At 59.7% G+C, this 12,682-nt stretch carries 12 protein-coding genes; 5 read left to right on the plus strand and 7 right to left on the minus strand.

Annotation, left to right across the window (positions count from 1 at the left end; genetic code table 11):
* Positions 1 to 11 precede the first annotated feature (11 nt).
* From ACKPCU_RS09500 to ACKPCU_RS09510, 3 genes are all read right to left on the minus strand, one after another.
* On the minus strand, positions 12 to 1,718 hold the full coding sequence (locus tag ACKPCU_RS09500) for a methyl-accepting chemotaxis protein (protein WP_321351696.1): 1,707 nt from the start codon (positions 1,716 to 1,718) through the stop codon (positions 12 to 14).
* Positions 1,719 to 1,887: 169 nt separating this feature from the next.
* Positions 1,888 to 3,168, minus strand: coding sequence for a TRAP transporter large permease (locus tag ACKPCU_RS09505; RefSeq protein WP_104738262.1), 1,281 nt, complete (start codon positions 3,166 to 3,168; stop codon positions 1,888 to 1,890).
* 22 nt (positions 3,169 to 3,190) lie between these two features.
* Entirely contained in the window at positions 3,191 to 3,784 is a 594-nt protein-coding gene (locus ACKPCU_RS09510; protein WP_321351699.1) for a TRAP transporter small permease, read from the minus strand.
* Between the two features lie 237 nt (positions 3,785 to 4,021).
* Here ACKPCU_RS09510 and ACKPCU_RS09515 point away from each other — a divergent pair, with 237 nt between their 5' ends.
* From ACKPCU_RS09515 to dcd, 3 genes are all read left to right on the plus strand, one after another.
* Complete coding sequence (locus ACKPCU_RS09515) at positions 4,022 to 5,176, plus strand: TRAP transporter substrate-binding protein (RefSeq protein ID WP_104738264.1); 1,155 nt, start codon at positions 4,022 to 4,024, stop codon at positions 5,174 to 5,176.
* Between the two features lie 134 nt (positions 5,177 to 5,310).
* Positions 5,311 to 6,402, plus strand: a complete 1,092-nt coding sequence (gene apbC / locus ACKPCU_RS09520; RefSeq protein ID WP_321351702.1) for an iron-sulfur cluster carrier protein ApbC — start codon at positions 5,311 to 5,313, stop codon at positions 6,400 to 6,402.
* A 78-nt stretch (positions 6,403 to 6,480) separates the two neighbouring features.
* Complete coding sequence (gene dcd, locus ACKPCU_RS09525) at positions 6,481 to 7,047, plus strand: dCTP deaminase (protein ID WP_104738266.1); 567 nt, start codon at positions 6,481 to 6,483, stop codon at positions 7,045 to 7,047.
* Positions 7,048 to 7,216: 169 nt separating this feature from the next.
* On the opposite strand, the gene ACKPCU_RS09530 is transcribed toward dcd, so the two are convergent.
* The 4 genes from ACKPCU_RS09530 to ACKPCU_RS09545 all read right to left on the minus strand — a co-directional run bounded on the left by ACKPCU_RS09530 (position 7,217) and on the right by ACKPCU_RS09545 (position 9,332).
* Positions 7,217 to 7,933: a TorF family putative porin gene (locus ACKPCU_RS09530; RefSeq protein WP_104738267.1), complete on the minus strand. Its 717-nt coding sequence runs from the start codon at positions 7,931 to 7,933 to the stop codon at positions 7,217 to 7,219.
* Positions 7,934 to 8,164: 231 nt separating this feature from the next.
* Positions 8,165 to 8,596 carry a GNAT family N-acetyltransferase gene (locus ACKPCU_RS09535; RefSeq protein ID WP_321346180.1) on the minus strand — a complete coding sequence of 144 codons (432 nt, stop codon included), beginning with the start codon at positions 8,594 to 8,596 and terminating at the stop codon, positions 8,165 to 8,167.
* Positions 8,596 to 8,769 carry a DUF1328 domain-containing protein gene (locus ACKPCU_RS09540; protein WP_104738269.1) on the minus strand — a complete coding sequence of 58 codons (174 nt, stop codon included), beginning with the start codon at positions 8,767 to 8,769 and terminating at the stop codon, positions 8,596 to 8,598. Before ACKPCU_RS09540 ends, ACKPCU_RS09535 begins: the two co-directional genes overlap by 1 nt.
* 152 nt (positions 8,770 to 8,921) lie before the next feature.
* Entirely contained in the window at positions 8,922 to 9,332 is a 411-nt protein-coding gene (locus tag ACKPCU_RS09545; protein ID WP_321346182.1) for a BON domain-containing protein, read from the minus strand.
* A gap of 230 nt (positions 9,333 to 9,562) precedes the next feature.
* Between ACKPCU_RS09545 and algB the strand changes: the two genes are divergently transcribed.
* Positions 9,563 to 10,909 carry a sigma-54-dependent response regulator transcription factor AlgB gene (gene algB, locus ACKPCU_RS09550; RefSeq protein ID WP_321351810.1) on the plus strand — a complete coding sequence of 449 codons (1,347 nt, stop codon included), beginning with the start codon at positions 9,563 to 9,565 and terminating at the stop codon, positions 10,907 to 10,909.
* Positions 10,906 to 12,681 (plus strand): ATP-binding protein, encoded by a 1,776-nt coding sequence (locus ACKPCU_RS09555; RefSeq protein WP_321346184.1) that lies wholly within the window; start codon positions 10,906 to 10,908, stop codon positions 12,679 to 12,681. The genes algB and ACKPCU_RS09555 overlap by 4 nt, the downstream gene beginning before the upstream one ends.
* The last annotated feature ends 1 nt before the right edge of the window (position 12,682 follow it).

Raw genomic sequence — 12,682 nt, forward strand, 5'->3', positions numbered from 1 at the left:
TGCTGGCAAGGTTACACGCCAAGCGCTGCCGGCATTACCGCAGCTGACATGGTGCCCCAGCGGCGGCCCTTGACGAACAAGGGAACGTAAAGCACGAAAATCACGGTGCTGGTGCCGGGTAGCACGAAGGTCCCCAGGTTCAGATAGGTGCAACTGCTCATCACCCGCAGGTCGCTCTCGCTGGCGACAGCAAAGCGCTTGTAGTTGCTGCGTGCGGCGTCGATGCGCGGGTCTCCGGTAGGCGGCTGTGACGAGGCGCTGCGACTGGTCGGCAGGTAGCCTTTTTCGTTCACGGCGGCCATATAGACAATGCCGTCCTTGCCGCCCTTGTCCCACTCATCCAGCAGTGGCCGAATGCGCTCGATGAAGGCATCTGCCCAGCGCACGTCGTGTTTCGGAGGATTGGTGTTTGGGATGGGGGAGTAGTTCTGATCGAACAGATCAACGCCTGTTGCTGCAATCTGATCCAGCTGCGATTCGATTTCGTGCCGGCGCGCCATCAACAGTTCGGTTACCGCCTCCATATGGCCTTCACCGAGCCGGAACCCGGCCAGCGAGCGCAGCGTCAGGTTGGTGTTGTCACGCAACGAGTCGGCCTGGCTGAGGCTGGACTCCATATGCTGGCTGATGGTGATACTCAAATCGCGAATTTCACCCCCATGCTTGAGCGTCTCGGCATTCGTAGCGGTCAGCTCTTCCAGCGCGCTGCTGACCACCAGCAGGTCATCGTTGGCGCGCTGGAAGTCGTCGACCATGGCGTCGAACTGATCGGCGGCGCTGCTGACCGCGACGCCTGCTGATGCCGCCTGTTCCTGCATGCCCTGGGTTTGCTGGTCAGCGCCGGCCATGGCGCTGGACATCTCTTCCATAAGCTGACTGATCTGGTCAGCCGCGCTGCCTACCTTGATTGACAGGTTACGGACCTCGTCGGCAACAACGGCAAAGCCGCGGCCTTGCTCTCCGGCACGCGCCGCCTCAATGGCAGCGTTGAGCGCGAGCATGTTGGTCTGTGCGGAAAAGTCCTGCACGGTGGTCAGGATCTCGCGAATACGGCTGGATGTGGTATTCAGTGCGCTGACGTTGTCCTTGAAGCCACTCATGACGTCGCCGATGCGCTGCATCTGCGTACGCGCGTCATTCATCTGCACGCGCGACTCGCGGGCGACGTCGAGGTTGCGTGCGTTCACTTCGGTGACGCCACTGGCTCGGTGGGAAATATCCTGCAATGCGCTGGTGGTCTGCTCGCTGGCCTGGAAGATCAATTCGGACAGTTGTTGCTGGACCTGGGCGTCCCGCGCCGCCTGCTCTGACAGTAGCCGGCTATTGGCCGAGGCGAGGGCGGTGGCCAGGCTGTTGTGCTGCAGCTCGATAATCACGCCGCGCAGGCGATTATTCAGCTGCGCAAAGGTTTGGCTGGCGTCGTCCTGTTCGAGCTGCTGGGGGTTGAGCCGAAGGTCGATTTGGCTGCTGTTGATGCGGGTAAAGAGTTGGGCAAGGCCGCTGCTGCTGCGCTGGCGCGCCAGCCCCTGCCAGGTAAATGCCAAGGTCGGCAGGATCATCGCCGCTGCGACCCAGAACAGCACGCCAGACGTGCTGGCAAGGACCGCAGCAAAGAAAAAAGCTTCGCACGCAAGCAGGCCGCTGAGGGTCAGACGTCCGCTGGTTAAGCTGGATGCGGGGGTGTCCGCAAGGGCGTTGCTTTGTTGTTCGGATATCATGCGGCCTCCGTGGCTGCCTGGTATTAGTTGTTATCTCGGCAGTGACAAGGAAGGCTTTCGCAGTGGTTTTTTACGCGCTTCCCTGCTGTCTGCTTGCCAGCATATCGGCGCCGTTTCCCATTTGCGATAGGGCATTTATGCCATTGTTAGCGACATATTTCTTTGCGGCCTATTTGGCCAGCGAAGGCAGCCACAGCGACAGCTGTGGAAATAGCACCAGCAGAGCGGTTGCCAGCAACAGAATGAGAATAAAAGGAGGCGTTCCGCGAATAACCTCAAAGTAGGGACGGCGGAAGATCGCCATGGCGGTGAAGATATCGCAGCCGAACGGCGGGGTTGCGGAGCCGATGGCGGCTTGCAGGGTGACAATGACACCCACATGCACCGGGTCGAGGCCGGCGGCTTCCACGGCGGGCTTGAACAGCGGGGTCAGGATCAGGATCACCACAATCGGGTCGACAAACATGCAACCGATGAAGAATGAAATCGCAATCAGCCCGAGTACCAGAGTGGGGCTGTCGCCAATGCTGGCAATCACCGGTTCCAGGATGGCCTGGGGAATCCCGGCGAAGGAAATGGCGTAGGTAAAGGCGTTGCCGGCTGCGACCAGAATGAAAACCACAGCAGTAATCAGCCCGGTGGAAAGCGCGACGTCCCACAGCTCGGTCAGCTTGACCGCACGCAACACCACGACCTCCAACACCAGTGCATACAGCACAGCGATGGCCGCTGCCTCGGTCGGGCTGAAGATGCCGCCATAGATGCCGCCAACCACCACCAGAGGAAAGCCCAGCGGCAGCAACGCTTTCTTTAGTGCGGTCAGTCGGGTCGCCCAGTCGCTGCGCGGCTCCGGGGCGATACCCATGCGAATTGAGGCAATCCAGCAGTAGATGGAAAACAGCAGCAGAATCAGCAGGCCCGGAATGATCCCGGCGATAAACAGGTCGCCGATCGAGGAGCCAGAGATAACGCCGTAGATGATCATGCCGATACTCGGCGGGATCAGCAGCGCGATGTCGCTGGCATTGATGATCAGTGCCAGGGTGAAGGTATCGGAGTAGCCCTTTTCCAGCAGTTTCGGCCGCATTGGCCCACCCATCGCGACGACCGTAGCCTGGGTGGAGCCGGAGACCGCGCCGAACAGGGTACAGCTGGCTGCGGTGGTGATTGGTAGCCCGCCGCGCAGGTGGCCGACAAAGCTCTGAACCAGGTCCAGCAAGCGATTCGCGGTGTGCCCTCGGGTCATGAGATCGGCGGCGAAGATGAACAGCGGGACGGCGGCGAGCGCCCAGGATTGGACGCCGCTAATCATCTGCCCCATCAGCAGTTCGACATTGCCCAGCCCGATCACCAAAAACAGCAGCATCAGTGCCGCGACCAGCAACGGCACCATCATCGGAAAACCCAGGGCCAGCAGCGTGATCATGGTTATCAGGGTTAGGGTCAGCATGGGAGGTCCGTGTCGGTGCGGTTCAGAGAGTGCCGTCGTCGGGCGCGGCCAGATACTCGTCTTTCTCGGTGAAGGAGCGATAGGTATCGCGTGAGGTGAGGTTGCGTACGGCGGTCAGGCAAAACTGGATACCGGCCAAGGCCAGGCCGATAGGCGCGGCGAGATAGGGAATCCACAACGGGATTTGCAAGGCCGATGAGGTTCGACCCCGTTCTGCCATGGTGGCTACGTATTCGCCGGCATACCAGGCCAGGTAGAACATCAGCGCCGCGGTGCCGAGACTAATGATGATCAGCATTACCTTGCGCGGCAGACCGCTGAGCTGGTCGAAGAAAGCCGACATGCTGATATGGCGAGCCCGGCGGACGGCGTAACCAAGGCCGGCGAAGGTCATGATAACCAGGCTCATCTGGGTCAGTTCCACCTGGCCGGTGACGCCGTTGCCGAGCAACTGGCGGCCCAGTACGTGGATGATCAGCAGGCCCGCCAGAAACAGTACGCTGGCGCCAAGAATGCCCTTTTCCAGCCATTCGGTCAGGCGGTCAACGCCCTCGAGCAGGCGCAGTACAGCGGAAGCGGGACGACGGTTTGCCGAGCTGTCGGCAGGTCGGGACATCGGTTTGTTCCTTTTCGCGGCGCTAACGGTCAAATTGTGACCGAAAAGGCTAACTCCGGGAGTTAGGCGCCGACTTCTGTGTGCAAATGGACGTATTGGTCACATTCGATTCAGATGGTGAATTTGCTCTCCTTTTTTGACCTTAGCGCATATGAATCGTCTTTGCACGACGTGAACATGTGCGTTTGCTGTGTTAGGGTCTGACAGGAATCCAGAACAATTGAAAAGGAGTGTTCCATGAATTTGCGTAATGGATGTCTTGCAGCGGCTGCTGTCTTGCTGGCTGCCTGCGGTTCCGAGGAAGAACCTGTTGCTGGTGACAGCAGCACGGCGGCACCGGAGCAGAGCACTATTGCCCAAGTGGAAGAAGTGGAAACCGAAACCTGGGGTTTCGCTCTGGAAGAGATTGAGGGCAGCGTGCAGTATGAGTACGGGGCCAAGTTTGCAGAGCTGATCAAACAGAAAACCGGCGGGGCGGTTGAGGTCAAACTTTACCCCTACGGTCAGCTCGGTGGTTTGACCGACATCTATGATCAGGTTCAGTCTGGCGCGGTCCAGTTTGCTTTCGGCTCCGGCTTTCTCGGCGGCACGGTGCCCGAGTCGCAGCTGTTCAGCCTGAACTTTGTGCTGACCGATGACGAAAAGACCAACACGGAAATTCTCAACGCTCCCGAGTTCCGCAAAAACGACGATCTGGTTGCCTCCTATCGTGACCGCGGCTTGCAGCCGCTGGCCATTGTCCCTGAGGGCTGGCAGGTCTGGAGTGCCAATAAGGCTGTCAGGTCACCGGCTGATTTCGACGGTATGGCTATCCGCACCATGGACAACCGCCTGCTGCGCGAGACTTACAGCGCCTACGGTGCCGATCCGACTACCATGGAATACGGTGAGTTGTTCAGTGGCATGCAGCTGGGCCAACTGGACGGCAATATCCAGCCCGTATTTGCCCATCAGGAGATGGACTTCTACAAGGTTCAGGACTATCTGATCTTTGCCAATCAGGCGCAGTTTATCGCCACCTTCATGGCCAACAGCGACTGGTATGACGGCCTGACCGAAGAGCGCAAGGACATCATTGATGATGCGGTCGTTGAGCTGGTGCCGTGGATTCATGAAGTGCAGACGCGGCTGAACACCGAACGCCTGGACATCATCACCGAGAACAGTGACATCGAACTGGTTTACCTGACGCCCGAGGAGCGCGAGGTATTTCGCGAGCGCAGTTTGCCGGTGCGCGATGTGTTTGCCGAGATGGTGGGCGAGCGGGGTACCCGTCTGATGAACACCTTGATTGAGCAGGTCGAGGCTGCCTCGGCGGGCAAAGAAGCCGAGCAACCGGCTCAGAGTGAAGCCGATTCTGCCGCAGAAGAGCCATTGAAAGACGCTGCCTGAGCAATCGGCAGTGATGCGCGGCCCGTCCGGGAAACCGGTCGGGCCGCGTTGCGTTTGGCCCTGTACCCTTTCATCGTGACAGATGAGCCAGTAGCATAGCGGCCTGTTTCCTCCAGTCCTTCCGGGATATCGCCATGACTACGCTTGATCGCGCCGCTGTTGAGCAGGCCCTCGCTCAATATCAGGATCCTTACCTTCGCACCGACTTGCTGAGCGCCGGGTGTTTGCGCCGGCTGGATATTGATGGTGGTCGGGTCGAGGCCGAGCTGGTGCTGGGTTATGCCGCGGGTAGTTTGATCGGTGGTATCGCCCAAATGATGCAGATGGCGGTCGAGAGTATTGACGGCGTGACTGCAGCGAAGGTCAGCGTGCGCTGTGACGTTCAGGCTGGCAACGTGCAGGGTCAGGTGCCGGCGCTGGAGAAGGTCAAGAACATCATCGCTGTTGCCTCTGGCAAGGGCGGTGTCGGCAAGTCTACGACCGCAGCCAACCTGGCGCTGGCGCTGGCGCGCGAAGGTGCCAAGGTGGGCGTGCTGGATGCCGACATCTATGGTCCGAGCATGGGGCTGATGCTGGGGCTACCGGAAGGGACCCGTCCGGAGGTGCACGATGGCAAGTGGTTTGTGCCGCCGCGCGCGCATGGCCTGCAAGTGATGTCGATGGCGTTTCTGGTTGACGACAACACGCCGGTGGTATGGCGCGGGCCGATGGTGTCGGGCGCGCTGATGCAGCTGCTGACCCAGACCGCCTGGGATGAGCTGGACTATCTGGTAGTCGACATGCCGCCGGGTACCGGAGATATCCAGCTGACGCTGGCGCAGAAGGTACCGGTGACCGGCGCGGTGATCGTCACCACCCCGCAGGACCTGGCGCTGCTCGACGCCCGTAAGGGCATCGGCATGTTCGAGAAGGTTAATATTCCGGTGCTGGGTGTGGTCGAGAATATGGCCATTCACATCTGCTCCAACTGCGGTCATGCCGAGCACCTGTTCGGCGAGGGCGGTGGCGAGCGGTTGGCGGCGGACTATGGCGTGGAGTTGTTGGGTTCGATGCCGTTGTCGATGATGATTCGTGAGCAGGCCGATGGCGGCAAGCCGACTGTCATTGCCGAACCGGAGTGCCAGATCAGCATGGTCTACCAGGATATGGCACGCCATGCTGCCGCACGTATCGTCGAGTTGGCGAACGCCGCACAGATGCCGGAAATCAGTATCAGCGACGACTGAATCTCCGGACTTTTGTCGGCGGGTATAACCCGGTAACATGCAGAGTCTTTTTTCGCACCGCCTATTTCAGGACACGCCATGAGCATCAAATCCGACCGTTGGATCCGTACCATGTCCCAGGAACACGGGATGATCGAGCCCTTTGTCGAGCGCCAGATACGCGGTGCGGAAGGCGATCGGGTGATTTCCTACGGTGTATCGAGCTATGGCTACGATGTCCGCTGTGCCAATGAGTTCAAGGTGTTCACCAACATCCACTCGGCTGTGGTTGATCCGAAGAACTTTGATGACAAGAGCTTCGTCGATATCCAGAGCGATGTCTGCATTATTCCGCCGAACTCCTTCGCGCTGGCGCGTACTGTCGAGTACTTCCGTATTCCGCGCAATGTGCTGACCATCTGCCTGGGCAAGAGTACCTACGCGCGTTGCGGCATCATCGTCAACGTCACGCCGCTGGAACCGGAATGGGAAGGTCACGTGACGTTGGAGTTCTCCAACACCACCAACCTGCCGGCGAAGATCTATGCCAACGAAGGTGTGGCGCAGATGCTGTTCTTTGAATCGGACGAGCCCTGCGAAGTGTCCTACCGCGACCGCGGTGGCAAGTACCAGGGCCAGCGCGGTGTAACTCTGCCGCGCGCCTGATTGCACAGGGAAGGAAAAACCGGCCATGGGCCGGTTTTTTTGTGCTTGTGATTCAGGCAAAAAAGAGCCGGTTTGCATGCCTGCCGTGGAACAGGCTGCGAACCGGCGCAAGGTACTGCGTTAGCTGACGGGAACCCCGGAGCAGGGCGCCCGTTTTCAGATGGTGCTCTTACAGCGACTTGGAAACCGACAGGGTGACGTTGGCATCGCAAGAGTCGGAATCGGAGTAGGCGCAGTCGCTACCCAGGTCGGTGTCGCTGTACATGACAGCCCAGTCCAGACCCAGTGCGGTTTTACCCAGGGTAACGGCCCAGTCAGCGTACTTCTCGTCACCATCAACGCCATCCAGCGGGTCTTTGGTGTCAGTCAGGCCGTAGTGCAGGCCCAGGCCGATGTCGTAAGGCAGGGCGAAGTCGTAACCGACGTAGGTGTACAGCGCGCTGGACGGATCGTAGGCGTACTTGGCGCCGACGGTGAAGCCATACAGGCTCAGGCTGGCCAGGGCTTCTTCAACGTCGATGGAGCTGTTTTTCGGGTACGTGTAGGTAGCCCACTGCAGGTCGTAGCTGATGTCGTCGGTGATGTTTCCGCCGTAACCGGCGTAATAGTCGATCTCAACGCTGGAGCCGCCAAAGTCGTCGCCGTCGATGTTGGATGCCCAGGCGCCGATGTACAGGCCGCTTTCGTGTGCGAAGTCCAGGCTGCCCTGGATCGCGCCGGCGCCGTCAGTTTGAGACTGACCACGCCAGATGTAATCGGTAGCCAGCGTGACGGTCATGCTGGAGTCAATTTTGCCAATGGCGGTATCGAATTCTTCAGCGTGAGCCATGTTGGCAAAAGACAGTGTGCTGGCGGTAGCAACGGCAACTGCGAGTTTCTTCATCATCACGTATTACCCCGTAGGTTTTTGATTTAAGTGCGTTGGCATAGGTCCTATAGCATTTTGCTTGCCAAAAAATAATTTTCTTCTTAAATCAATTGCTTGGGGTTGGTTTGGTGAAAGTTTGATCAGTTGTCGATGAGGCGGGATAGAGGCGGTGCGCGTTATTGGTGCGGGTGTTTTGCCATTGTGTCGCATTCTGTGGCAATCACTGTGCCAGCTTTTCAGGAAAGGGGTTTACCGGCCCGGATTCACCATGGCGATAAGCGATTTGCTGCGTTGATAGCGGGCCAGACGGTCGCGCAGCGGCGCTGGCGCCATGTCGCTGGACTGGAAACCATTGAGGGAGTAGAGCGGCGCAAGGGCCGGATTGCAGAACAGCCATATGTCGTTCTGATAGTGCGCTCTGACGGTTTGCAGCAGTTGGCTGGCCAGGCGCTTGCCACGTTCACCGGGAGCGACCAGCAAACCGGTTAGCCACCAGCACTGTTCGATTGGCTGAAGGCATAGACTGGCAGTGATCTGCGGGTTCCTGGCGACCCACACGTGCTGGTCGCCGCGCGCTTTCATGCCGCGCTGGTATTGCCGGTAAAGGCGGTTTACCAACGGCAGTTGTTCGGCTGGCAGGCGGGTGATCAGCGGCTGCCGTGGTGGATCGTCTCCAGGCACTAGCGTTCCCGCTGCCTGCCGCGCTTGCCCAGCAGGATGCTGACAGCCGCCAGGCCCAGGAATACGGGGACCAGCAACTTGGCGGCACTGGCGTAGTCCTGATCAAAGCCGCCGAAGGCAAATACCGCTGCGGATAGAGCGATGATGGTGAAGGTGATAGCCCAGTTGTACATGGGGGATCTCCTTGGTGTGTTGACACTGATGGCTTGAAGCGGTCCGGCGTCCAGTGCGCCTGCCTGGGTTGTTTCGATTATATGAAAATAGATCGCGGATTTGTGTGGTGTGCTCATGTTGATTTCCTCTGGCAGGGTCGTGGCGTGCGGATTTACAGACTCAGACGGCCCTTGGCGACCAACGCCGCTGGCAGGGGGGCTCGGTTGTTCACCGGTTGCGCGCTGCCGATACGCAGGGAGCTGGTATCAACGCTTCGCACTCCGGGAGTGTGCAGGGCGGTCTCGGTGGCGACGCGGAAGTCGTTGTTGTTGAGCACGGTGCCGCTCAGCGTTACGACGCCTTTGTTGCAGCTGACCCTTATCTGGATGCCTCGCGTGTTACCCTGCCAGGCTAGGCGTGACTCCAGCGCGCGGGTGATGCTGGCGTCGTCGTGTGATTGAACTATCGCCGGGTGACTCTGCTCCATGCTGTACGGGCCGGTTGAAACGGGGGTGCCGAATACCAGGCTTGAGAGCAGGCTGGTGGACAGGGCAAGCAAGGCTGGGGGTATGGCGCTGTGCATGTCATCTATCTCCGTTGAATGTCCTTATCGAGTGTCGCTTGTGGCGAACTTCGCTGAAGTCAGTACAGATAGAGCAAGCATTGTGCCGTAATTGTTTGATATTTTATTTCAATTAAATCAATGGCTTATGTGTTTTTGTAATGATGCGGGTAATGCGCATTGCATGATTGCTTTAAAGTTGTCGTGCAATTTGCATGAGGCGTGGGCGGATGACTGGAGTTAAAGACAAGATGGAAGCGAGCCAAGGCAACGGACGAATTCTGCTGGTTGATGATGAGCCAGCCATTTTGCGCACCTTCCGTTATTGCCTGGAGGATGAAGGCTATCAGGTTGCTACCGCCAGCAGTGGTGCGCAGGCGGAGGCGGTGCTGCAGGGGCAGGTTTTTGACCTGTGCTTTCTGGACCTGCGCCTTGGCGAGGAGAGCGGCCTTGATGTAATGGCGCGGATGCGCGTGCAGGCCCCCTGGATGCGGGTGGTCATTGTGACTGCGCACTCGGCCGTTGATACGGCGGTAGATGCCATGCAGGCCGGTGCTTCCGATTATCTGGTCAAACCCTGCAGCCCGGACCAGCTCCGGATGGCGGCCGCCAAGCAGCTGGAGGTGCGTCAGATGGAAGCGCGTCTGGAAAGTCTCGAGCAGGCCGTTGAGCAGACCCGGGTGGCACCGGAGTCCCGCAGCCCGGCGATGATGGCGGTACTCGAGACCGCACGCCAGGTAGCGGGCACTGACGCTAATATCCTGATCCTGGGCGAGTCGGGCACCGGCAAGGGTGAGCTGGCCCGTTTGATCCACGGCTGGAGCGGTCGTCATAAGCGCGATTGTGTGACCATCAATTGTCCCTCGCTTACCACCGAATTGATGGAAAGCGAGCTGTTTGGGCACAGCAAGGGCGCTTTCACCGGCGCCAGCGAGAGCACGCTGGGACGGGTCAGTCAGGCCGACGGCGGCACCCTGTTTCTGGACGAAATTGGTGATTTTCCGCTGACCTTGCAGCCTAAGCTACTGCGCTTTATTCAGGACAAGGAGTACGAGCGGGTAGGGGATCCGGTGACCCGGCAAGCGGATGTGCGAATCCTGGCAGCGACTAACCTGGACCTTGCCGATATGGCCAAGGAAGGGCTGTTCCGGGAAGATCTGCTCTACCGGCTGAATGTGATCACGCTCACCTTGCCCCCGCTGCGCGAGCGGCGAGACGATGTGATTGACCTGGCTGAACGCTTCCTCGCACGCTTCGTCAAGGAATACGCCCGTCCGGCCAAAGGGTTCAGCGACGATGCCAGAGAAGCGCTGCTGAACCATGACTGGCCCGGTAATATCCGCGAGCTGCGCAACGTCATCGAGCGCGTCAGTATCATCTGTGCCGATGAGCTGGTTGGTGCCGGACATCTGGGGCTGGGCGAGCCGGACCCCGACAACGCAGCGCCGCGGGTCGGAGCCAATCTCAGTCTGAGTGAGCTTGAACGGGCGCACATTGCCGCTGTGCTGGCCTCCAGCGCAACGCTGGATCAGGCGGCGCGCACGCTTGGCATCGATGCCTCTACCTTGTATCGCAAGCGTAAGCAGCTTGGCTTATGAAGTTGCGGACTCAGTTGTTTCTCAGCAGCAGCGCGCTGCTGACCGTGGCGTTGGTCGGCCTGCTGGTGGGGCTGTTCGGGGTGCTGAGCCTGACCCAGTCGCAAACCTACAGTGTCGGCAGCAATATCGGCATTCTCAAAGCCTCACTCGGCATGCGGCAGGAGATAGGCAAGCAGGTCACGCTGTTGTTGTCCGAGCAGCTGGATCGCGATGCGCTGCAAGCCTCGGATCAGCAGTTCAAGGAATGGCTGGCTGAGGCCGGTGACCAGGCTACGACAGATGAGGACCGTCGGGCGGTAGCCGAGATTGGTCGTGCCTATGCGGTGTATGACAATGTTCTTCAGCGTCCGCGCAGCATGCGTCGCGACCTGTTGGCCGATGACAGTTTCAGCCGCAGCGTGGCGGCGATGCGCGACCGGATCAACGAAGTGCAGTACCGCTATCTGGCGTACGTGGAAGAGGCAGAAACGACCGCCCACCAGCGCGCCTGGCTGATCGCGGGCTTGCTTAGCTTGATCGGGATGGCAGTGCTGCTGCTGGGGTTGTTGACTGCGCATAGCATTGCTCAGCGCTTTGGACGGCCTATCGAGGCGCTGGCGCAGGCCGCAGACAAGATCGGGCGGGGGGACTTCAGCGTCACGCTGCCGCTATCGCCGGTCAACGAGATTAGCGCCTTGAGTCGCCGTTTTGGTGCCATGGCTGAAGCCCTGCGTCAGTTCAAGAACAGTGACCTGGAAGCCCTCCAGGCCGAGCAGCGGCGGCTGCAGGCGGTGCTCGACAGCATTGATGACGGCCTGCTGATCCTCGATCAGCAGGGCGATGTTGATCACTTCAACCCGGTAGCCCGGCGCCAACTCGACTGGGACTCACGTGAGCTGGGGCAGACGCTTGGCCAGGCAATGGGGCATCCTGAGCTGGACGAGCAGGTGCGTGAAGTGCTGGCCGGGAATGCCTTTGGCAGTGAGCAGGAGGATCTGGCGGTCGAGGTGGCTGGTGAAATTCGTCTGCTGGATTACAGCCTGACGCCGGTCGTGCGTACCGACAGCTGGGTCCAGGGTGCGGTTATGGTACTGCGCGACGTCACCGAGCAACGGGCGTTCGAGCGGGTACGGCGCGAGTTTGTGCTGAGGGCATCGCATGAGCTGCGCACCCCGGTTACCGGCATGCACATGGCATTCGCTCTGCTGCAAGAGCGGTTGCAGTTTGCCGAGGGCAGCCGCGAGCGGGACCTGCTCGATACGGTAGACGAGGAAATGCGCAGGCTGGTAGACCTGATCAATGACCTGCTCAACTTTTCGCGCTACCAAAATGGCCTGCAGAAACTGGAGCTCGAACCCTGCAATCCGGTCGAGCTGGCCTCTGCCGCAGTCGCGCGTTTTCAGGCACAGGCTGAGGAGCGAGACATATCCTTGGTGCTGGAGGCCGGGGAAGAGGTGCCCCATGCGCGGCTCGACCGACTGCAGATCGAGCGGGTGCTGGATAACCTGATCGGCAATGCCTTACGCCATAGCAACAGTGGTGGGCAGGTGGTGGTGCGAATACAGCGTCAGGGCGAGCGGGTGTTGTTCAACGTAGTCGATGACGGTGAAGGTATTGCCTACAGCCAGCAGGTACGGGTATTTGAACCCTTTGTCCAGGTCGGTAGCAAAAAGGGCGGTGCCGGCCTGGGCCTGGCACTGTGCAAGGAGGTGGTGCAGCTGCACGGTGGCCACATCGGCGTACAGTCCCGCCCTGGGGCGGGTGCACAGTTCTATTTCACGCTGCCGCTCTAGG

This window comes from Halopseudomonas oceani, assembly GCF_963677335.1.
GTDB classification, from domain to species: domain Bacteria; phylum Pseudomonadota; class Gammaproteobacteria; order Pseudomonadales; family Pseudomonadaceae; genus Halopseudomonas; species Halopseudomonas oceani.

What these genes read in the sequence shown, in the direction of transcription:
- ACKPCU_RS09500 (WP_321351696.1), bottom strand. Translation starts at nt 1,718, where the DNA reads ATGATATCCGAACAACAAAGCAACGCCCTTGCGGACACCCCCGCATCC.
- ACKPCU_RS09505 (WP_104738262.1), bottom strand. Translation starts at nt 3,168, where the DNA reads ATGCTGACCCTAACCCTGATAACCATGATCACGCTGCTGGCCCTGGGT.
- ACKPCU_RS09510 (WP_321351699.1), bottom strand. Translation starts at nt 3,784, where the DNA reads ATGTCCCGACCTGCCGACAGCTCGGCAAACCGTCGTCCCGCTTCCGCT.
- ACKPCU_RS09515 (WP_104738264.1), top strand. Translation starts at nt 4,022, where the DNA reads ATGAATTTGCGTAATGGATGTCTTGCAGCGGCTGCTGTCTTGCTGGCT.
- apbC (WP_321351702.1), top strand. Translation starts at nt 5,311, where the DNA reads ATGACTACGCTTGATCGCGCCGCTGTTGAGCAGGCCCTCGCTCAATAT.
- dcd (WP_104738266.1), top strand. Translation starts at nt 6,481, where the DNA reads ATGAGCATCAAATCCGACCGTTGGATCCGTACCATGTCCCAGGAACAC.
- ACKPCU_RS09530 (WP_104738267.1), bottom strand. Translation starts at nt 7,933, where the DNA reads ATGATGAAGAAACTCGCAGTTGCCGTTGCTACCGCCAGCACACTGTCT.
- ACKPCU_RS09540 (WP_104738269.1), bottom strand. Translation starts at nt 8,769, where the DNA reads ATGTACAACTGGGCTATCACCTTCACCATCATCGCTCTATCCGCAGCG.
- ACKPCU_RS09545 (WP_321346182.1), bottom strand. Translation starts at nt 9,332, where the DNA reads ATGCACAGCGCCATACCCCCAGCCTTGCTTGCCCTGTCCACCAGCCTG.
- algB (WP_321351810.1), top strand. Translation starts at nt 9,563, where the DNA reads ATGGAAGCGAGCCAAGGCAACGGACGAATTCTGCTGGTTGATGATGAG.
- ACKPCU_RS09555 (WP_321346184.1), top strand. Translation starts at nt 10,906, where the DNA reads ATGAAGTTGCGGACTCAGTTGTTTCTCAGCAGCAGCGCGCTGCTGACC.